The sequence below is a fragment of the Kribbella sp. NPDC020701 genome (genome assembly GCF_055562215.1).
Genome location: NZ_JBVHFT010000028.1, coordinates 1 through 18,381, shown reverse-complemented (window position 1 = coordinate 18,381; position 18,381 = coordinate 1). Strand labels below are relative to the sequence as shown.

The 18,381-nt window shown below is 69.0% G+C and carries 24 protein-coding genes, 1 pseudogene and 1 riboswitch; of the genes and pseudogenes, 7 read left to right on the top strand and 18 right to left on the bottom strand.

From position 1 onward, the window contains the following. Positions 1-30: 30 nt before the first annotated feature. Positions 31-522 (top strand): hypothetical protein, encoded by a 492-nt coding sequence (locus ACZ3HV_RS41015; RefSeq protein WP_465692939.1) that lies wholly within the window; start codon positions 31-33, stop codon positions 520-522. Next, positions 509-1,180 carry a uridine kinase family protein gene (locus ACZ3HV_RS41010; RefSeq protein WP_465692938.1) on the top strand — a complete coding sequence of 224 codons (672 nt, stop codon included), beginning with the start codon at positions 509-511 and terminating at the stop codon, positions 1,178-1,180. Before ACZ3HV_RS41015 ends, ACZ3HV_RS41010 begins: the two co-directional genes overlap by 14 nt. Here the strand turns inward: ACZ3HV_RS41010 and ACZ3HV_RS41005 are convergent. From ACZ3HV_RS41005 to ACZ3HV_RS40990, 4 genes are read right to left on the bottom strand one after another with little or no spacing between them, the layout of a single operon-like run. Beyond that, on the bottom strand, positions 1,134-1,934 hold the full coding sequence (locus ACZ3HV_RS41005) for a class I SAM-dependent methyltransferase (protein ID WP_465692937.1): 801 nt from the start codon (positions 1,932-1,934) through the stop codon (positions 1,134-1,136). The genes ACZ3HV_RS41010 and ACZ3HV_RS41005 overlap by 47 nt on opposite strands. Beyond that, positions 1,931-2,374 carry a globin domain-containing protein gene (locus tag ACZ3HV_RS41000; RefSeq protein WP_465692935.1) on the bottom strand — a complete coding sequence of 148 codons (444 nt, stop codon included), beginning with the start codon at positions 2,372-2,374 and terminating at the stop codon, positions 1,931-1,933. Before ACZ3HV_RS41000 ends, ACZ3HV_RS41005 begins: the two co-directional genes overlap by 4 nt. Then, positions 2,358-3,602 (bottom strand): RNA polymerase sigma factor, encoded by a 1,245-nt coding sequence (locus ACZ3HV_RS40995; RefSeq protein ID WP_465692933.1) that lies wholly within the window; start codon positions 3,600-3,602, stop codon positions 2,358-2,360. The genes ACZ3HV_RS41000 and ACZ3HV_RS40995 overlap by 17 nt, the downstream gene beginning before the upstream one ends. A 1-nt stretch (position 3,603) precedes the next feature. Then, positions 3,604-3,948 carry a YciI family protein gene (locus ACZ3HV_RS40990; protein ID WP_360365459.1) on the bottom strand — a complete coding sequence of 115 codons (345 nt, stop codon included), beginning with the start codon at positions 3,946-3,948 and terminating at the stop codon, positions 3,604-3,606. Positions 3,949-4,041: 93 nt separating this feature from the next. Between ACZ3HV_RS40990 and ACZ3HV_RS40985 the strand changes: the two genes are divergently transcribed. Then, positions 4,042-4,926 carry an aldose 1-epimerase family protein gene (locus ACZ3HV_RS40985; protein WP_465692932.1) on the top strand — a complete coding sequence of 295 codons (885 nt, stop codon included), beginning with the start codon at positions 4,042-4,044 and terminating at the stop codon, positions 4,924-4,926. Here ACZ3HV_RS40985 and ACZ3HV_RS40980 read toward each other — a convergent pair. Genes ACZ3HV_RS40980 through ACZ3HV_RS40970 form a run of 3 tightly spaced genes read right to left on the bottom strand, consistent with a single transcriptional unit; the run spans position 4,923 to position 6,553 of the window. Then, positions 4,923-5,390: a PH domain-containing protein gene (locus tag ACZ3HV_RS40980; protein WP_465692931.1), complete on the bottom strand. Its 468-nt coding sequence runs from the start codon at positions 5,388-5,390 to the stop codon at positions 4,923-4,925. The two genes, ACZ3HV_RS40985 and ACZ3HV_RS40980, sit on opposite strands and share 4 nt — an antisense overlap. Position 5,391: 1 nt before the next feature. Then, positions 5,392-6,240, bottom strand: coding sequence for an ATP phosphoribosyltransferase (gene hisG, locus ACZ3HV_RS40975; RefSeq protein ID WP_465692929.1), 849 nt, complete (start codon positions 6,238-6,240; stop codon positions 5,392-5,394). Between the two features lie 49 nt (positions 6,241-6,289). Beyond that, positions 6,290-6,553 (bottom strand): phosphoribosyl-ATP diphosphatase, encoded by a 264-nt coding sequence (locus tag ACZ3HV_RS40970; protein ID WP_465692927.1) that lies wholly within the window; start codon positions 6,551-6,553, stop codon positions 6,290-6,292. Between the two features lie 82 nt (positions 6,554-6,635). On the opposite strand from ACZ3HV_RS40970, the gene ACZ3HV_RS40965 reads away from it, so the two are divergent. After that, complete coding sequence (locus tag ACZ3HV_RS40965) at positions 6,636-7,031, top strand: VOC family protein (protein ID WP_465692925.1); 396 nt, start codon at positions 6,636-6,638, stop codon at positions 7,029-7,031. Here ACZ3HV_RS40965 and ACZ3HV_RS40960 read toward each other — a convergent pair. Beyond that, the gene (locus ACZ3HV_RS40960) at positions 7,017-7,709 is read right to left on the bottom strand and encodes an MBL fold metallo-hydrolase (RefSeq protein WP_465692924.1); all 693 of its coding nucleotides are present in this window, start codon (positions 7,707-7,709) and stop codon (positions 7,017-7,019) included. The genes ACZ3HV_RS40965 and ACZ3HV_RS40960 overlap by 15 nt on opposite strands. Before the next feature lie 18 nt (positions 7,710-7,727). Here ACZ3HV_RS40960 and ACZ3HV_RS40955 point away from each other — a divergent pair, with 18 nt between their 5' ends. Then, complete coding sequence (locus ACZ3HV_RS40955) at positions 7,728-8,744, top strand: P1 family peptidase (RefSeq protein ID WP_465692922.1); 1,017 nt, start codon at positions 7,728-7,730, stop codon at positions 8,742-8,744. 85 nt (positions 8,745-8,829) lie between these two features. Here ACZ3HV_RS40955 and ACZ3HV_RS40950 read toward each other — a convergent pair whose 3' ends face one another. Together ACZ3HV_RS40950 and ACZ3HV_RS40945 are read right to left on the bottom strand one after the other, a co-directional pair. Beyond that, positions 8,830-9,321, bottom strand: coding sequence for an anthrone oxygenase family protein (locus ACZ3HV_RS40950; protein WP_465692921.1), 492 nt, complete (start codon positions 9,319-9,321; stop codon positions 8,830-8,832). Continuing rightward, positions 9,321-9,959: an NAD(P)-dependent oxidoreductase gene (locus ACZ3HV_RS40945; RefSeq protein ID WP_465692920.1), complete on the bottom strand. Its 639-nt coding sequence runs from the start codon at positions 9,957-9,959 to the stop codon at positions 9,321-9,323. Before ACZ3HV_RS40945 ends, ACZ3HV_RS40950 begins: the two co-directional genes overlap by 1 nt. Positions 9,960-10,045: 86 nt before the next feature. Here ACZ3HV_RS40945 and ACZ3HV_RS40940 point away from each other — a divergent pair, with 86 nt between their 5' ends. Beyond that, a complete protein-coding gene (locus tag ACZ3HV_RS40940; protein ID WP_465692918.1) occupies positions 10,046-10,306 on the top strand; it encodes a hypothetical protein in 261 nt (86 codons plus the stop codon). On the opposite strand, the gene ACZ3HV_RS40935 is transcribed toward ACZ3HV_RS40940, so the two are convergent. Beyond that, on the bottom strand, positions 10,297-11,262 hold the full coding sequence (locus ACZ3HV_RS40935) for a helix-turn-helix transcriptional regulator (protein ID WP_465692916.1): 966 nt from the start codon (positions 11,260-11,262) through the stop codon (positions 10,297-10,299). The genes ACZ3HV_RS40940 and ACZ3HV_RS40935 overlap by 10 nt on opposite strands. Before the next feature lie 62 nt (positions 11,263-11,324). Here ACZ3HV_RS40935 and ACZ3HV_RS40930 point away from each other — a divergent pair, with 62 nt between their 5' ends. Next, on the top strand, positions 11,325-12,287 hold the full coding sequence (locus ACZ3HV_RS40930; protein ID WP_465692914.1) for a hypothetical protein: 963 nt from the start codon (positions 11,325-11,327) through the stop codon (positions 12,285-12,287). Positions 12,288-12,406: 119 nt separating this feature from the next. Here the strand turns inward: ACZ3HV_RS40930 and ribH are convergent, their stop codons facing one another. The 7 genes and pseudogenes from ribH to ACZ3HV_RS40895 all read right to left on the bottom strand — a co-directional run. Continuing rightward, positions 12,407-12,877: a 6,7-dimethyl-8-ribityllumazine synthase gene (gene ribH / locus ACZ3HV_RS40925; protein WP_465692912.1), complete on the bottom strand. Its 471-nt coding sequence runs from the start codon at positions 12,875-12,877 to the stop codon at positions 12,407-12,409. Continuing rightward, entirely contained in the window at positions 12,877-14,115 is a 1,239-nt protein-coding gene (locus tag ACZ3HV_RS40920) for a bifunctional 3,4-dihydroxy-2-butanone-4-phosphate synthase/GTP cyclohydrolase II (protein ID WP_360365439.1), read from the bottom strand. The genes ribH and ACZ3HV_RS40920 overlap by 1 nt, the downstream gene beginning before the upstream one ends. Position 14,116: 1 nt before the next feature. Beyond that, entirely contained in the window at positions 14,117-14,791 is a 675-nt protein-coding gene (gene pnuC, locus ACZ3HV_RS40915; RefSeq protein ID WP_465692910.1) for a nicotinamide riboside transporter PnuC, read from the bottom strand. Beyond that, a complete protein-coding gene (locus ACZ3HV_RS40910; protein WP_360365436.1) occupies positions 14,788-15,393 on the bottom strand; it encodes a riboflavin synthase in 606 nt (201 codons plus the stop codon). Before ACZ3HV_RS40910 ends, pnuC begins: the two co-directional genes overlap by 4 nt. Further along, entirely contained in the window at positions 15,394-16,431 is a 1,038-nt protein-coding gene (ribD, locus tag ACZ3HV_RS40905; RefSeq protein WP_465692908.1) for a bifunctional diaminohydroxyphosphoribosylaminopyrimidine deaminase/5-amino-6-(5-phosphoribosylamino)uracil reductase RibD, read from the bottom strand. It abuts the gene before it with no gap. A 171-nt stretch (positions 16,432-16,602) separates the two neighbouring features. Continuing rightward, a riboswitch (FMN riboswitch) is annotated at positions 16,603-16,734 on the bottom strand. 58 nt (positions 16,735-16,792) lie between these two features. Continuing rightward, positions 16,793-17,992, bottom strand: coding sequence for an MFS transporter (locus ACZ3HV_RS40900; RefSeq protein ID WP_465692906.1), 1,200 nt, complete (start codon positions 17,990-17,992; stop codon positions 16,793-16,795). A 73-nt stretch (positions 17,993-18,065) separates the two neighbouring features. After that, positions 18,066-18,381, bottom strand: a pseudogene (locus tag ACZ3HV_RS40895) (hypothetical protein); the annotation flags it as partial.

The window sequence follows — 18,381 nt, the reverse complement described above, 5'->3', positions numbered from 1 at the left end:
TTCCGGCGCCGACTGTGCGAGCCTGGGTATGTGCCTGACTTCAACGATTTGACGCTGCTGCCGTTCTGCGTAGGCCTGACGCTGCTGGGCCTGATCGGCTCGTGGGCCGCGTGGCGGCGCCGCGGGGTCGCGGCCGGCACGCGCGGCGTGGCCTGGTCCCTGCTCCCGGTCTCGCTGTACCTGACCGGGCTGCTCGAGCTGGTCTGGGACGTCATCCGCTCGACCGTGAGCTGGGTCACCCACTTGATCTTCTCGCCGACGGTCTGGTCCGGGGTCGCACTGTTCGGCGTCTCCGTGGTGCTGTACGTCGTGTCCGGCGTGGCCCGCGGTCGTCGTCCGGAGAAGGCACCGAAGTCAAAACCCGCCTCGCCCGCGGGTGAGCTGACCGCGACGGGTCCCGCACCCGCGTCGGCCGCTCCCGCCAAAGCTGCCAAGCCGTCCAAGGGGTCCAAGGCCAAGCAGCAGGAATCGTCGGAGTTCGACGAGATCGAGGACATTCTGAAACGACATGGAATCAACTGACAAAGCCGCTGACCACGGCTCGCCCCTGACCATCGACTCCCTCCTGGACAACGTCCAGGCCGGCCCTCCGCACCTCGGCCGGACCAGACTGATCGGCATCGACGGACCGGCCGGATCCGGCAAGTCCAGCCTGGCCGCGAACGTGCAGGCCCGGGCCGAGGCCCGCGGACTGCATACCTCCGTCATCCACATGGACGACCTGTACGACGGCTGGAACGGCGCCGTCCGCGGCTTCAGCCTGCTGCGCGACCACGTGCTGCAGCGGATCGCCGACGGACGCGAGGGCCGCTACCGCCGCTACGACTGGCACGTCGGTGCGTACGCCGAGCTCCACGTCGTACCCGTCACCGTCGAGCTCCTGATCGTCGAGGGCGTCACGTCCTGCGACCGCGACGCCGGTCACTGGCAGTCCCTGCGACTGTGGATCGAAACGTCGAACGAGGTCCGGCTGGACCGCGGGATCGAGCGCGACGGCGAGGCCCTCCGCGACCACTGGCTGGAGTGGATGCGGTGGGAGCGCGACCACTTCGCCGACCAGGCGACCCGCTCCCGCGCGCACGTCATCGTCGACGGCAACCCGACGGTCCCGCACGACCCGGCGCTCGAGATCATCACGAAGTCGGTGGCGTTACCGCCTCACGACTCGGCAGCTTCCTGACCGAGATCAGCCGCGCCCGCGGATGGTGGGTCCACTCCCCCGCCGGCGCCAGGTTCAGGTACTTCGTTCGCAGCTCCGCCATGTAGGCGTCGCCACGCGCCAACCCGAGCGCTCGCATCGATCCGGAGCGGTTGGCAGTGTCGAAGTACTCCGCCGCGTCGGCGTGGGTCATCGGGTAGGACACGAGCTCATCCCGCTCGATGGTGGCACCGTCGAGGTCCGAGAGCAGTCCGTCCTCCCAGGAGTGGTCGCTCCGGACACCGATCACCTTTGCGACCAAGGCGAACGGCCCGGTCTCCTCAGTCACCTCGGGCCAGAAGACGACACACATGCGGCCGCCCGGCCGGAGTGCGTCGTACCAGGATCGGATGGCGGCTTTCGGGTCGGGCAGTTGCTGTAAGCCGAAGACAGATACGACAGCCGCGCAGGCCCCGGACCATCGTGGCTCGAGGGTGGCGGCGTCACCCTGGACGACCTCGACCTGCGGCCGCCGGCTCGCTCGCTCCCGCGCCAGCCGGACCATCTCCGCGGACAGGTCGATACCGGCGATCTTCCGGTCGGGGAACCGCGGTGCGAGCAGGTCGAGTTCGGGGAACGTGCCGCAGCACGGCACCAGGATCGGTCCGTCGGGGAGGCCGTCGAGCGCATCCACCGCGGCCTTCACCCAGGGGGCGAAGCGGGGGACGAAGTACGCCTCGTAGCCGTCGGCTGCTTCGTCCCATCCCTGGGCCACTCTGGACAGACGGTCCGTCACTCTTCCAGACCGTCCCACGACCAGTGCGGGATGCTGAGGCCGTCGGGGATGTCCTCGCCCGAATGCCGGTACATCGTGGTGGTGGTCGCCCAGGCGAAGTAGTCGTGCAACACCGCGGCCAACCGGTCGTCCCCGGCCAGCCCGGCATCCGCCACCGCCTCATCGAAGCAGGCGATCGCGCGCCGATTCATCTCGTCGTGCTCACCGTTCCCGCTGTGCAACCGGGCGACGTACGTCTCGTCTTCGTAGTTCCCGGAGTACGCCGGCGGCCCGCCGAGCGCCTCACCCCAGTACGCCGCCAGCCGCTCGGTGTGGTCCGGCCGCGCTCCACCGTGGAACGCGTGGCTCACGACCTCGTCCGCCATCACTCGCTCATGCCACGCATGCGCCAGCCGAAGCATCCCCTCGGCCCCACCCGCTGCTTCATACACCGTCTCCATGGGCCACAGTCTGCTCCACTTCGGCCAGTCGGTCACGGACATGGGCCCGCTCGGGCTCCGACCCGGCCAGGCCGAGCGCCCGCCCGTACGCCGTGGTTGCCTCGGGCAAGCGTCCGAGGCGGTGCAGGAGGTCGGCGCGGGCGAGTGCGGACGGGTAGTAATCCCGGAGTCGCGGCTCCGCGGCCAGCTCGTCCAGCATCGCCAGGCCGGCCTCGGCGCCGTCGCGCATCGCGATCGCGGCCGCGCGGTTGAGCGCGATCACCGGCGAGGGGTCGATCGCGAGCAGGACGTCGTACAGGATGACGATCTGCGGCCAGTCGGTGCCGGCGAAATCGGCCGCCTCGTCGTGGAGGGCGGCGATCGCGGCCTGGACGGCGTACGGTCCGGCGGGGCCGCCGGTGAGCGCGGCGACCACCAACTCGCGGCCCTCCGCGATCATCTCGGCGTCCCAGCGGCTGCGGTCCTGGTCCTCGAGCAGGACGATCGAGCCGTCGGGTTCGCTCCGGGCGTCGCGGCGCGCGTGGATCAGCAGCATCAGGGCGAGCAGGCCGGTGACCTCGCGCTCATCCGGGAGCAGTCGGTGCAGGATCCGGGCCAGCCGGATCGCCTCCTCGGCGAGGTCGAGGCGTTGCAGGTACGGACCGGAGCTGGCGGCGTACCCCTCGGTGAAGACGGAGTAGATCACCTGCAGTACGCCGGGCAGCCGCTCGGGCAACTCGTCCGGGCCGGGGACGCGGAACGGGATCCGCGCCTCCCGGATCTTCGTCTTCGCCCGGACGATCCGCTTGGCCATCGTCGCGGTCGGCACCAGGAACGCCCGCGCCACCTCCGGCGTGGTCAACCCGGCCAGGCACCGCAGCGTCAGCGCACCCCGGTCCTCGGCGGCGAGCGCCGGGTGCGCACAGGTGAAGAACAACTCCAGCCGCTCGTCCGGCAACCCACCACCTGGACGCGGTGGCTCCGCCCGGTCCGTCTCGACCTGCAGTACGGCGAGCTTGGCGGCGTACACCTGGTCCCGCCGCAACCGGTCGACCGCCTTCCGCCGGGCGGTGGTCATCAGCCAGCCGCCCGGATTCGGCGGTACGCCGTCGACCGGCCAGCGCACCAGCGCCGCCTCGATCGCCTCCGAGGTGACCTCCTCGGCCAGGTCGAGGTCGCCGAACCGCCGGGCGAGCGCGGCCAGCAGCCGGCCGCGCTCCTCCCGGAAGACCTCCTCGACCTGGTCCACGTCAGAACTCCGCGACCGGGCGGACCATCACCGAGCCGCCGGCCCGCGAGCCCGGGCACCTGGCCGCCCAGTCGAGAGCGACGTCCAGATCGGGTACGTCGATCACGTAGAACCCGCCGAGCACCTCACGGGTCTCGGCGAACGGCCCGTCCGTCACGGTCCGCTTGCCGTCGTTCGCGACCTGCACCCGGGTCGCGGTGACCAGGTCCGCCAACGACTCCGACGCCACGACCACGCCGGAGTCGGTGATCTCCTTGTCGAACCGCATCCAGTCCTCGGGCTCACATCCGACCGCTCCCCCACTCAGGTCGAGCTCACCGGCGTTGATCAAGAGCATGTACTTCATCAGAACCTCCTGTAGGCGTGTTTACAGCATCACCACGAACGGGTTCGCCCCCGATGGACAGCGACCGCGAAGAACTTTTGTCAGGATGGGGGTATGAGCGTGTTGCCCTCCGGGGAGCAGTGGACGATCGAGGCCGGCGGCTACGAGGCGACGGTGGTCAGCGTCGGCGGTGGCCTGCGCGGGCTGACGTACAACCGCCGCCCGGTCCTGCTCGGGTACGGCGAGAACGAGCCGGCGCACGCGGGGATCGGGCAGCACATGTTCCCGTGGCCGAACCGGATCACGGACGGGAAGTACTCGTTCGAGGACATCGACCAGCAGCTGTACCTGACCGAGCCGGCCCGGCAGAACGCGATCCACGGCCTGACCCGGTGGGCGAACTGGTCCCGGGTGGACGGCGATGCCGCGAGCGTCGAGGCGGGTCACCGGCTGCACGGTCAGCCCGGATACCCCCATCAGCTCGATCTCCGACTCGGCTACCGCCTGAGCGACGACGGACTGACCGTGACCGCCACCGCGACCAACGTCGGCACGAGTGACGCGCCGTACGGGTATGGGACGCACCCCTACCTCAGCGTCGGCCGGGTGATCGACGAGTGCGTGCTGGAGTTCAGCGCGGCGGAGTGGCTCGAGGTGTCTCCCGAACGGATGATGCCGATCGGGCTGGCTCCGGTGGACGGATCGCCGTACGACTTCCGGTCGGGCCGGGCGATCGGCGGGCTCGAGATCGACAACGCGTTCACCGGGCTCGGTGACGGCTCATGGTCGGTCACTTTGAGCGACCCGGATTCCGGCACTCGCGCGGTCCTGTCCAGTGACACGCCGTGGCTGCAGCTTTACACCGGCGGCGCGATCGGGCGTACGGCGCTCGCCGTCGAGCCGATGACCTGCCCGCCGAACGCGTTCATCACCGGGCAGAACCTCGTCGTACTGAAGCCCGGCGAGTCGCACACGACGACGTTCCGGGTGTCCGCCTAGGCGTCCGTTCGCTTGGTGGCCGGGCCGGCGCCGTGCTCACGGGCGACCGCCGCCAGTTCCTTCGCCGCCCGGCCGGCCCGGAGCCCCTCGGCGGCCTGGACCGCGAGGATCCCGAGCCGGTTGCCATCGGCATCGAAGAGCTGGAGCCAGGCGTCGCCGGAGCGGAACCGCAGTGCGGACACCTCGGTCCAGGGCAGCGTGTAGGACTTGAACACGTTGCGCACGTGCAGCCGGTCGGCGTACGCCGTCACCCGCAGCGTCGTCATCCGGTACAGGATCCACAGGATCGCGCCGAAGAACGCCAGCAACGTCAGCCGCTGGAACCAGCTGAACGTGTCCCGCGCGTTCTCCGGCAACCGGAACCAGATCACCCCGAAGACCGCGATCAGCGACAGGCCCATCCCGGCCGACATGAGCGCCACGATCCGCGGATGGAAGCTGAACAGCCGGCCGGGCGCGGTCATGTCAGATCCGGCAGGCGTGGATGTCCGTGGTGAGGATGGCACGCGCGCCCACCTCCCACAGTTGGTCCATCAATCGCTGTGCGTCGGCCCGCTGAACCATCACCCGGACGGCGACCCAGCCCTGCCGGTGCAGCGGTGAGACCGTCGGCGACTCGAGTCCGGGCGCGACCGCGGTCGCCGCGTCGACATCCTCGGCGCGGATGTCGTAGTCCATCATCACGTAGTTGCGGGCGATCAGAACGCCCTCGAGCCGTCGGACCAGCTGCTGGATCCCGTTCGGCGGGGTCTCGACACCGTGCCGCTTGATCAGCACGGCCTCGGACTGCAGGATCGGGTCGCCGAACACTTCCAGTCCGGCCTGGCGCAGCGTCGTACCGGTCTCGACGACGTCGGCGATCACGTCCGCGACGCCCAGCTGGACGGCCGACTCGACCGCGCCGTCCAGGCGGACCACGGCGGCTTCGACCCCGTTCTCGGCCAGGTGATCCTGCAGCACCCCGGCGTACGACGTGGCGATGCGCTTGCCGGCCAGGTCCTTGATCGAGTCGGCGGCACCCGGCCGGCCGGCGAACCGGAACGTGGACGAGCCGAACCCGAGGCCCATGATCACGTCGGCGTCCGCGTGCGAGTCGAGCACCAGGTCGCGGCCGGAGATCCCGACGTCGAGGGTGCCTGCGCCGACGTACACGGCGATGTCACGCGGGCGCAGGTAGTAGAACTCGACCTCGTTGGCCGTGTCGGTGAGCGTGAGGTCCTTGGTGGTCCGGCGCTGCTTGTAGCCGGCCTCGGTGAGCATCTCGATGGCGGCCTCGCTCAGCGAGCCCTTGTTGGGTACTGCGACGCGCAGCATGGCACTGCCCTTTCTTCGAAGAGGTGAACCGGTGTCTGTCGGGGCGCTCCTACAGATGTCGGTACACGTCGTCGAGGTCCAGTCCGAGCGCGTGCATCATCACCTGGGCGTGGTAGAGCAGCTGTGACAGCTCCTCCGCGGCCCGGTCCTTGCTCTCGTACTCGGCAGCCATCCAGGACTCGGCGGCTTCCTCGACCAGCTTCTTGCCGATCGAGTGCACGCCGGCGTCCAGCGCCGCCACGGTCCCGGAACCCTCCGGCCGCGTCGCCGCCTTCTCACCCAGCTCGGCAAACAGCTCCTCAAAACTCTTCATCGCCCGCCCAGCCTACGGGGCCGCTGCGGCGGCATCCTCCCCAGGTCCGGTAGGCGGACCCGTTCTGTGGGTTACTGGAGTCGTGGACGAACACGCGCAGATCTCGGTGATGCTGGCGGTGCCTGATGCACCGGCCGCGGCGGAGTGGTATGCCCGGGCCCTCGGAGCCGTGGAGCTGTGGAACCTGGGCAGCGTGATCGGCTTGAGCGTCGGCGGCGCAGCCTCCTTCCTCGGCGAGCCGAGCAACAACGGGTGGGCCACACCGGCCACGGTCGGCCTCCCGACGGTGCGGGTCGAGGTGTTCGTGGACGATCCGGACAGCTTCGTCCAGCGCGCTGTGGACGCAGGGGCCGACGGGCGAGGGGACCCGGTCCGAGACCACCTGATGCCCTGGGGCGTGCACCGGCAGGGCACCTTCCTGGATCCCTTCGGCCACCTGTGGTTCGTGGGTGACAGGTCTCCGCTACAGCCCAAGTAGGGCGGCGCTCCGGGTGCGTGGCGGCGAATGCGCGTCGACGTAGTAGGCGTGGCGCTCGGACAGGAGTTGCTTGACCATCGCGTAGTCGAGGGTGTCGTCAGGGGTGCGCAGGTGGAACGGCGGCGGGTAGAAGGCGTCGCCGACGAGAACGACGCCGGAGTCGACCGCGATCAGGGAGTCTGGGGCGTGGTTGCCACCGACATGGCGGAGTACGACGCCGGTCGGGAGAGTCAGCGTGTCGTCGAAGGTCTGGTGGGGAAGGACGATGCGGAAGCCGGTCCAGTCGGGGACGGCCAAGGCGCGGGCGCGGAAACTGGCGGCGAGTTCGGGGTTGGCCCGGACCTCGTCGTGGAGGTAGCGGTGGCTCCACGGGCGGTCGGCTTCGGCTTGGAGGAGCTCGACGGCTGACGTGTGAGCCACGACGGTCACGTCGTCCGGCCAGGCGCAGGCGCCCCATGTGTGGTCCCAGTGGTGGTGGGTGTAGACGAGCCACTTCGGCGCGGGCAGTCCGGCCGCGGCGATCGCCGTACTGAGGGAGCGGGCGTGTTCGGGGCTGTTGCCCGCGTCGATCAGGACAGAGCCGCGGTCGTCAGCGATGACGGCGACGGACGGGCGGATCGCATCCGGGTCGGGGTCGTGGGGGTAGATCCAGACCCGGCCGGTCAGGTGTTCGAGCACCTGGCTGACGATATCTCCATGCAGACACCCCGGAGAGCCCGTGACCTCGGCGTTGTCGTCGGCACCCTGCCGACCGGTCCGCTCAACGCGATCACCGACGTACCAGGTGTGCGGGTTGGGCAGACCACTATCTCCTCCGATGACCTGAACACCGGGGTGACCGCGATCGTGCCGGATGGGTACGCCGACGGGCTGCCGGCGGCGGTTGCGGTCGGCAACGGGTACGGGAAGCTCGTCGGCTCCACCCAGGTCGGCGAACTCGGTGTGATCGAGACTCCGATCTTGCTCACCGCGACGTTGAGCGTCTTCCGGGTCGCGGACGCGTTGCTGACCTGGCTGCTCGAGCGCGATCCGCAGGCGACCAGCCTCAACCCGGTCGTCGGCGAAACCAACGACGGCTACCTCTCCGACATCCGCCGCCGCCCCATCACTCCCGAGCACGTCCACGCCGCCCTGGACACAGCCTCCCCCATCCTCCCGACCGAAGGCTGTGCCGGAGCCGGGACCGGCACCACCGCCCTAGGCTTCAAAGCCGGAATCGGCACCGCCTCCCGCACCCTCACCCCCACCGCACCCAGCGCCGCCTCTCCCGCAGCCGCCGCGGCGACGGTCGGCGCTTTGGTTCAGTCCAACTTCTCCGGTCTGCTCACGGTTCTCGGCACGCCGATCCCGGCTCAGCCACTCGACGCGGACGGAAACTCCTGCATGATCGTCGTCGCCACCGACCTCCCGCTCGACGCCCGCCAACTCGGCCGGCTCGCGCGCCGGGCGATCTTCGCGCTCGCCCGTGTCGGCTCCGACTACGCCCCGGGCAGCGGCGACTACGCGATCGCCTTCACCACCAACCGCACCCCCGCCTACGCCGACCGTGACCTGCGCGGCCCGTTCCAAGCTGTCACCGAGTCCGTCGAGGAAGCCCTCCTCAACTCCCTGACGATGGCCCGCACCACCACCGGCCACCGCGGCAACAGCGCCCGAGCCGTCCCCCACGACCTCATCATCGAGCGGTTGAGGTCGGCCGGCGTACTTCGCTGATCCGCCCCGCGGCTCCACCTTGAGAACCCAACAACCACTTTCGGCGCCTGGAAGTGGTTGGTGGGTGCTCAAGGTCGAGGTGGGACTAGGCGGGCACAGCGGTGCGTGGGGTGCGGTGCTTCGTGGGGGTTCGGTGGGTGACCGCGGAGCCGATCAGCGAGCCGAAGGCGAGCAGGGCGGCGGCGGTGCGGATCAGATGTGCGACCTGCCAGCGGTCGCGCACGCTGGACCAGTCGGCCGGCGGGTTCGGCACCGACCACGACGACTGGTCCGCGTTGATCGGCAGGTTGATCGCGAGGGTCGTTGCGAACACGACCAGCAGCAGCGCGATCGCCACGAGCACCACCCGTCTATCGTTGCCTCGGGCCCGGATTGCGAGCACGACCGTGGTCACGATCGCCGGGATCAGGGTCACCGACGCGAGCGTGTCCAGTCGGTCCAGCTCGACCAGCCGGACCTGCGTGTAGACCGACGCATCGAACTGGCGCAACGAGTTCTCGAGCACCAGCACACACAGCAAGAAGCCGGCGAAGAGCCCGCTGAACAGCAGACTCACCCCACGCACGACCCGGGTCATCAGTACGCCAACCCGACCGGCTGGTTGATCGTTGCCGGATCGTCGAGCACCGCGAGCATCAGGTGAGCCACGTCGGCCCGCGAGATCAGATACCCCCGCGTGACCGTCCCGCCGACAACCGTCCGATACGTCCCGGTCAGCGCTTTGTTCGTGAGCTTCGGCGGGCGGACGATCGTCCACGCGGCTGAGCTGCTCATGATGTCCGCCTCCATCACGCGCAGATCGGCGTACACATCGGCGGCGAAGGCGTTGATCATCGGGTACACCACCCGCCGGTTGAGGAAGCTTTCGTCCGCCAGCACTGGTCCGATCGGCGCGGCGCTCACCGCGACAAACCGCCGTACGCCGACCGCCGACAGCGCGGCGAGCATGGAACGCGTGCTCTCCGACGCGACCGGCCCGTCCTTGCGCCCGCGCGCCCCCACCCCGGAGATGACCGCCCCGCTCCCGTCCACCGCCTCCCGCAGCGGCTCCGCCTCGCCCAACCCGGGCACCCGGAACACCTCCAGCGACGAATGCTCCAGGTCGAACGCCGACGACGTACGCACCACCGCCGTCACCTTGTGCCCCGCCTCGAGAGCCTGCCGGACGACGTGACCGCCGATCCCGCCCGTCGCCCCGAGCACCGTGATCTTCATTCCGGACTCCTTCATGCGCTACCGTGAAATCTGCTCTGTAACTCATATAGTACGGAACTAATAAGATATGGAACAGGCGCAAAGTAGTGACGCGGGCCACCGTCGCTGCCCCGGGAACGAGATCAAGGATCGCCCGCGACCGCGCCCGGGCGGACCGCCGCAGCGTCACCATCCGCGTCCTGCCGGACCGCGGGATGGAAGTGTTCCGGCTCTACCAGTCGATGATCGGCGCGATGGACGACGTCCTGGCCGGCTACAGCGAGGCCGAGCTCGACCCGATCGCCGGATTCCTCCGCCGCAGCAGCGAGGCGGGTGAGCGGGCCAACGACCAGCTGGCTCAGGAGTAGAGGTCGGACAGCGTGCGGCCGAGCCTCGCCAGCTCGGTCCGCAGCTCCGGAGGCTCCAGCACCTCCACGGCATCACCGAACCGGCAGAACGCAGCAGCCGCGTTCGGCACCGACTCGATCGGCAGTGTGACCGTCACACTGCCGTCCTCCGCCGGCTCAGCCGCCGCGACCGCCTTTACCAACTGCGGGAACGAGACGTCATGCATGCGCCCGACCAACTGCGCCGACACCCGCAGTACGGCGTGCGCGGTGAAGCGGACCTGGTCGAACTGATCGAGATGCTCCTGCCAGTACCGCGAGAGGTCGAAACCTTCGGTCCGCTCGAACTCCTCCTCGGTCGGCGTCAGCTCGAGGATGTTGGAGACCCGGTACGTGCGCATCCCGTTCGCGGTCGCGGAAACGACGTACCAACTGCCGTTCTTGAGCACGAGCCCGTACGGCGCCAGCACACGTTCGACCTCGCGCGGCTCCTCCCATCGGCGGTAGAGCACCTTGATCCGGCGGTCGTGCAGTACGGCGTCGGCGACGGCGGCGAGATGCGGTGAGTTCTCGGCGTCCTGGTACCAGGCGGGCAGGTCGAGGTGGAAGCGGTTCTTCAGCCGACCCGCGCGATCCCGCTGGTCCGGCGCCAGCGCGGCCAGCAGCTTCAGCTCGGCCCCGCTCGTCTCCGCGGTCAACCCGAACGCCGCGGCCGCGCCCGGCAGGCCGACCAGGAACAGCGCGGCCGCCTCCTGCTCGGTGAGTCCGGTCAGCCTGGTCCGGTACCCCTCGACCAGCCGATAACCGCCGGCCCGCCCCTGATCGGCGTACACCGGAACACCGGCCGCCGCGAGCGCCTCGACGTCGCGGTAGATGGTGCGCAGCGACACCTCGAGTTCGTCGGCGAGCTCACGCGCGGTCAACTGCCGCCGCGTCTGCAGCAACAGCAGGATCGACAGCAACCGACTCGAACGCATGCTCCGAGGTTAGCCGCAAACACTGCCATGACCTGTCAGGTATGGCAACGAAGCTTGGCTGCATGACGACATGGACCAAGGTGACCGGCGACTTCGACTTCCTCAACGGGTACTTCGACGTTCGGCACCGAACCTTGAAGCAAGCCTTCGCCGGCAGCGACGAGTGGCTGGAGTACGACGGGACGACGACGGCACACACGTACTTCGACGGGGCGATCAGCATCGACGAGATGCGCTTCCCGACGAAAGGGTCGTACGGCCTGTCGGTGCGGTTGTTCGACCCGGTCGCCAAGGAGTGGAGCATCTGGTGGATCAACAGCACCACGATGCAGCTCTATCCCCCGGTGCGCGGCGGCTGGTCGGAGGACGGCTCGACCTGCCGGCTGGTCGGTGAGGACGAACTCGACGGGAAGCCGATCCTCTGCAGCTACGAATGGTCGGACATCACCGCGGAGACCGCGCACTGGGAGCAGGCGTACTCCAACGACGGCGGCGAGACCTGGGAAACCAACTGGATCATGGACTTCACCCGCCGGCCCACGCCCCCACCCGCCCTCGACATCCCCAAGGAGACCGGTGATTTCGACTTCCTCGTCGGTCGCTGGGACATGCACAACAGCCGCCGCAAGCCTGTGTTGGGCGAGCCGGCCGAGTGGTACGACATGCAGTCCGAGATGGAAGTCACGACGTACTTCGACGGAGCGATCAGCTTCGACGAGGGCTGGTTCCCGACCGAGGGCTTCCGCGGCGCAACCCTCCGCATCTACAACCCCGAGTCGAAGACCTGGGCCATCCACTGGATCAACAGCCTCCGCGGCCAACTGGAGACCCCCGTCATCGGCTCCTTCGCCGAGGACGGCACCGGGACCTTCGAGGGCCCGGATATCTGGGACGGTCAGCCCATCGACGTCCGCTTCCTCTGGACCCCAGGCGTCGACAAAGCCGCCTGGGAGCAATCCTTCTCCACCGACGGCGGCAAAACCTGGCTCCCCAACTGGAAAATGCAACACACCCGGATCAAGTAGGCGTGGCCACTCCCACGCACTGCCCGCCCAACCGCACATTCTTTCAGGCATCGAGTCGTGGATCGGGGTCGGCGAGAAGGCCTCATCCCGACCACCGATTCACGACTCGACCAATCGCACTACAGCTCGCGGATGGCGACCAGGGTGCAGAGGGCTGCTTGGGTTGCCTCGTAGCCTTTGTCTTCCCGGCTGTCGGGGAGGCCGGCTCGGTCCAGGGCCTGGGGGTCGTTGTCGCAGGTGAGTACGCCGAAGCCGATCGGGATGCCCGTACTCACGCCGACTTGCATGAGGCCCTCGGTCGCTGCCTGGCACACGTACTCGAAGTGCGGCGTGTCCCCACGGATCACCACGCCGAGCGCGACAACCGCGTCGTACCCGTTCTTTGCCGCGTGCAATGACGCGACCGGGAGCTCGAAGGATCCCGGCACCCGGATCACGGTGTAGTCCGTGACGCCCGAGTCATCGAGCGCGCGCAGAGCGCCGGCGACCAGGGCGTCGGTGACCTTCGGGTGCCACTGGGCGGCGACGACCGCGACCCGGGCGCCTTCCGCCCGGACGACCTCGATGGTTGGTGCTCCACTGCCCGACATCAGCCGGCTCCGTTCTCTTCGGTCAGTACGCCACCCGGCAGGTGGTGGCCCATCCGGTCGCGCTTGGTGCGCAGGTACCGCAGGTTGTGCTCGGTCGGGTCGATCGAGATGCCGCGACGCTCGACCACGTCGATGCCGTAGCCCTGCACCCCGGCCAGCTTGTCGGGGTTGTTCGTCAGCAATCGCACTTCCTTCACCCCCAGATCGGCAAGGATCTGCGCCCCGGTTCCATAGTCGCGAGCATCCGCCGGCAGCCCGAGGTCCAGGTTCGCGTCGACCGTGTCCCGGCCCGCGTCCTGCAACTCGTACGCCTGCAGCTTGTGCAGCAGCCCGATCCCGCGACCCTCATGACCGCGCAGATATACGACGACGCCACCCTCAGCCGCAACCTGCCGCATCGCCTCGTCCAGCTGCGGCCCACAGTCACACCGCAGCGACCCGAACACATCACCGGTCAGGCACTCAGAGTGCAGCCGTACCAGCGTCGGCCCATCACCGATCTCTCCGCGTACCAACGCCAGCTGCTCCGACCCATCGACGATGTTCCGGTAGCCGTGGGCAACAAAATCGCCGTACTGGGTCGGCAGCGTGGTCGTTGCGACGCGCTGGATCTGCGACTCGGTCAGACGCCGGTAGCGGATCAGGTCGTCGATCGACACCAGCACCAGGTCGTGCTCGTCGGCGAACGCCCGCAGCTGCGGGCCGCGCTTCATCGTGCCGTCGTCGTTCACCAGCTCGGAGATCACCGCAGCCGGCGTCAGCCCGGCCATCCGGGCCAGGTCGATCGACGCCTCGGTGTGCCCGGGCCGAACCAGTACGCCGCCCTCGCGCCCGCGCAACGGGAACACGTGACCGGGCTGGACCAGGTCGTACGACTCGGTCGCGGAGTCAGCCAGCACCCGGATCGTCCGGGCCCGGTCGGCCGCCGAGATCCCGGTGCTGATGCCGTCGCGAGCATCCACGGAAATCGTGTACGCCGTACGCATCCGCTCCCGGTTGTGCGGAGTCATCAGCGGGATCCCGAGCCGGTCGAGCTCCGCACCCTCCATCGGGACACAGACCACGCCGGAGCTGTACCGGATCAGGAACGCCAGCAGCTCCGGCGTCGCCTTGGACGCGGCGAAGATCAGGTCGCCCTCGTTCTCGCGGTCCTCGTCGTCGACCACGATCACCGGCCGTCCGGCCCGGATCTCGTCGATCGCGTGCTCGATCGTGTCGAGCTTCAGTACGTCACCCATGTCAACCCACCACCACTGGTTCGGGAGTCGAGGTGCGCTCACGGTTCTGGATCTGCCACCAGGACGCGAAACCGATCACGCAGAACAGTCCGTAGACGACGTACATCGTCGCCGACGGGTAGAACTTCGCCTGTACCAGCAGCGGTACGCCGACCACGTCGACGGCGATCCAGATCAGCCAGAACTCGACGAATCCGCGCGCCATCCCGTACGTCGCCAGGATCGAGCCGGTCAGGATCCACGCGTCCCACTGCGGACCCCACGAGCCCAGTTCGCGCAGAACGAAGTACGCGATCGCGTAGAGGACGACCCCGATGCCGAGCAGCTCGAGCCGCTCGCGCGCGGTCGCCCAGCGCGGCTGGACCGCCGTGGCGGAACCGTGGTGGCGCGTCTGGTACCAGCGGTACCAGCCGTAGAGGCTGATGATCGCGAAGAACACCTGGCGGCCGGCCTGGCCCCAGAGGTCCTTGTCCTGCGGGGTGTCGAAGATCCCGCCGACGAAGACGGTGAACAGCAAGACGTTGCCGACGATGCCGACCGGCCACGCGGCGACGAGCCGGCGCATGCCGAACAGGGCGCTGCCGAGGCCGAAGACGTTGCCGACGATCTCGCGGACCAGTACGGGCGAGCCGGCGATCGTCACCTGGGCGTGCAACAGCCAGTCGACCGGGTTCACTTGGTGCCTCCGTTGAGCAGGCGCTCGACGTACTTCGCGATCACGTCGACCTCCAGGTTGACGGTGTCGCCGACCTGGTTGCGGCCCAGGACGGTGAGTTCGAGCGTGGTCGGAATGAGGCTGACCCCGAACGTCCCGGTCGCGTCGTCCACGTCGGTGACGGTCAGCGAGACGCCGTCGATGGCGATCGAGCCCTTCTCGGCGACGTACCGGAGGATGTTCGCGGGTGCGGCGACGCGGACGTTCTCCCAGTGCTCGGACGGTGTCCGGCTCGCGATCGTGCCGACGCCGTCGACGTGGCCCTGGACGATGTGTCCGCCGAGCCGCTCGTGGGCGGCGATCGCGCGCTCCAGGTTGACCTGCGACCCCTTGGTCGCCTGGCCCAGGCTGGTGCGCTCGAGCGTCTCGCGCATCACGTCGGCGGTGAACGTGCCGTCGCCGGTCTCGACCACGGTCAGGCAGCAGCCGTTGACCGCGATCGAGTCGCCGTGTCCGGCGTCCTCGGTCACCTTCGGGCCGCGGATGGTGAGCCGGGCGGCGTCACCTTCGAGCAGGTCGAGCGCTTCGACGGTGCCGAGCTCCTCGACGATTCCGGTGAACATTCAGTGCTTCCTTTGCGAATCGAGCGGCGTCAGGATCAGCCGGACGTCGTCGCCGAGGCGGGTGACGTCCGCTAGCTTGAACCGCCGCAGGTGGTCGATCGATTCCGCGCCCAGGTCACCGATCGCGGCGTACCCGGAGCCGAGAACGGCCGGGGCGACGTACGCGACGATCTGGTCGACGAGCTGGGCGCGGAGGAACGCGGCGGCCAGTGTCGGGCCGCCTTCGAGCCAGAGGTGCCGGATCTGCCGGTCGTCCAACTGCCGGAGGACCTCGGCGGGATCGTGGGTAGGCAGGAGCAGAGTCTCCGCGCGGTCGTTGCGGACCCGGGCGGTCGGTGGGATCTCGCGATCGCCGACGACGACCCGCAACGGCTGCCGCTCGGCCGGTACGTCGTTTTCGTCGCGGACCGTGAGTTCGGGATCGTCGTCCAGGACGGTCTGGGTACCGACCGCGATGGCGTCGCACTCGGCCCGGAGCCGGTGGACGTCAGCTCGGGCGATCGGGCCGGTGATCCACCGGCTGGTACCGTCCGGAGCCGCCGACCGCCCGTCGAGCGTGGTGGCGAACTTCCAGGTGACGAACGGCCGGCCCACCCGCACGCTGTGCAGCCAGACCTGGTTGACCGCCTCGGCCTCGGCTTGCAGGACGCCCTGCTCGACCCGGATGTTCTTGCGCTTGAGCTTCTCGGCGCCACCGGCAGCCTGGTTGTTCGGGTCGGGTACGGCGTACACCACGCGGGTGATGCCGGCCTCGATCAGCGCATCGGCACACGGCCCGGTCCGTCCGGTGTGATTACAGGGCTCCAGCGTCACGTACGCCGTACCGCCACGGGCAAGCGGCCCCGCCATCCGCAGGGCCTCGACCTCGGCGTGCGGGCCACCGGCAACAGCATGGAAGCCCTCGCCCACCGGATGCCCGTCCCGGCCGGTGATCACACAGCCGACCACCGGATTGGGATGCGTGCCGCCGATACCTTTCGCGGCCAACTCGATCGCACGCCGCATCCAGGCGACGTCAATCGGCGAAGCGTTGCTCACTACGGCCCCTCGTTGTCACGGACGCACTACCGGGGCCATGACAACCGGCACACACGCGCTGCCGTCCGGGGTGCTCCGCGCGGGCCTGCTTGCTACCCGTCTGGGTCGCTACCCGCCGGATCGCTGCCCACCGCGGGCCGCGTCACCGGACGCCAGAGCGCACCCGCCGATCGCGTGCGCCTCCCATCCGGACTTTCACCGTCGGTCCTGGAATTCCACCAGATCAACCAACCGCCAAACCGCAGCGGCCGGGTCGCGGACTGTCACCGCCGGCTCGGAATTACACCGACCCCGGAGCACGCGAGTGGGTTCACTCGTGGTTCAAGTATGCCTCTCCCCACAACCCACACCACAACCTAGGTCACATCCTGGTCACTCGGCGGGGTGTCATCCGCCGGGTGAGGGCGAGCGCGACGGCCGCGACCGCGCAGGCCACGGCGACGGTCAGGATGAGCGGGCGGTACCCGAGCGCTTCGGCCAGCGCGGCCCCACCCAACGGCCCGAGCGCCTTCGCGATCGTTGTCGGCGTCGTCAGCATCCCCGAGATGGTGCCGAACCCGGTAGCGCCGTACCGATCGAGCAGAATCGCCGGCGTCGCGATCGACGACACTCCGAACCCCAGCCCGAACAGCACCAGACACCCGACCGCTCCACCGATGTGCCGCCCAACCACCGGCAACAGCGAGATCGCCACCCCCTGCAACAGCAGGATCCCCGCAGTGATCGTCGCCATCGGCAACCACCGCGCCGACACACTCGTCACCAGCCGCCCCGTCACCGACAACAGCCCCAGCAATCCAGCCAGCGTCGCAGCCCGGGCAGGCGGATGCCCCAGGCTGATCAGGTACAGCACGAGATGCACTGAGATCACCGCCAGCGCCGCACTGTGCACAACGAACGCGCCGGCCAGCAACCAGAACCCCGGATCCCGCAGCACCCGCGCAGGTGCCCCGGTCCGCTGGCCAGTGAGCACGGGCCGCGACGCAATCCGCCGTACGGCGAACAGATGCAGCGGCACCGTGGTCACAGCGAGCAGACCAGCCAGCACAACGAGCGTGGTACGCCAGCCGTACCCGTGCACGAGATGGCCGGTCAAAGGCAGGAAGATCGAACTAGCGAGTCCGCCAACCAGCGTGATGGTAAGGATCGCGTTCGTCCGCGACGCCGGCGCTGCCACAGCAACCACCACCGCAAACGCCGGCGGATACAACACCATCGCCGACGCAATCCCGATCGCCACGAACACGCCGTACAACTGCCCAGTGCTCTGCACCTGCGACCACCCCAGTACGGCGAGCGACGCCACGACCGACCCTGACGTCATCAGCCCACGTCCGCCCCGTGCATCCAGCCATCGACCAACCGGAATCGACATCAGCCCACTCACCAGCACCGCAGTGGTCGACGCCCCAACCGCAGTGGTCGTCGAGATGCCCAACTCCCGACTCATCGGCCCCAGCAACACGCTGAACGCATACGTCAGCACCCCGTACCCAACCGTGGTCGTGACCGCGAGCGCCCCCACCAACCGCCGAACCCGAGCCTGATTGGCCCGAGTCACCAAAGCATCGGCTCGTGTCATCGGAGCAAGAGCCACCCAGCCGCCCCAAGCAGCCCGGTCGCCCCCACAAAACTCACAACAGCCATCCCCACCAACACCCCCCGCGACCGCTCACCTCCCGACACCCGCTCCCGACCATCGTCCGGAACCCTCTCCCGGCCATCAGGTGAAGCCTGCCCGCCGCGTCCAGCCGAAGCGTGCCCGCCGCGTCCAGCCGAAGCGTGCCCGCCGCGTCCAGCCGAAGCGTGCCCGCCGCGTCCAGCCGAAGCGTGCCCGCCGCGTCCAGCCGAAGCGTGCCCGCCGCGTCCAGCCGAAGCGTGCCCGCCGCGTCCAGCCGAAGCGTGCCCGCCGCGTCCAGCCGAAGCGTGCCCGCCGCGTCCAGCCGAAGC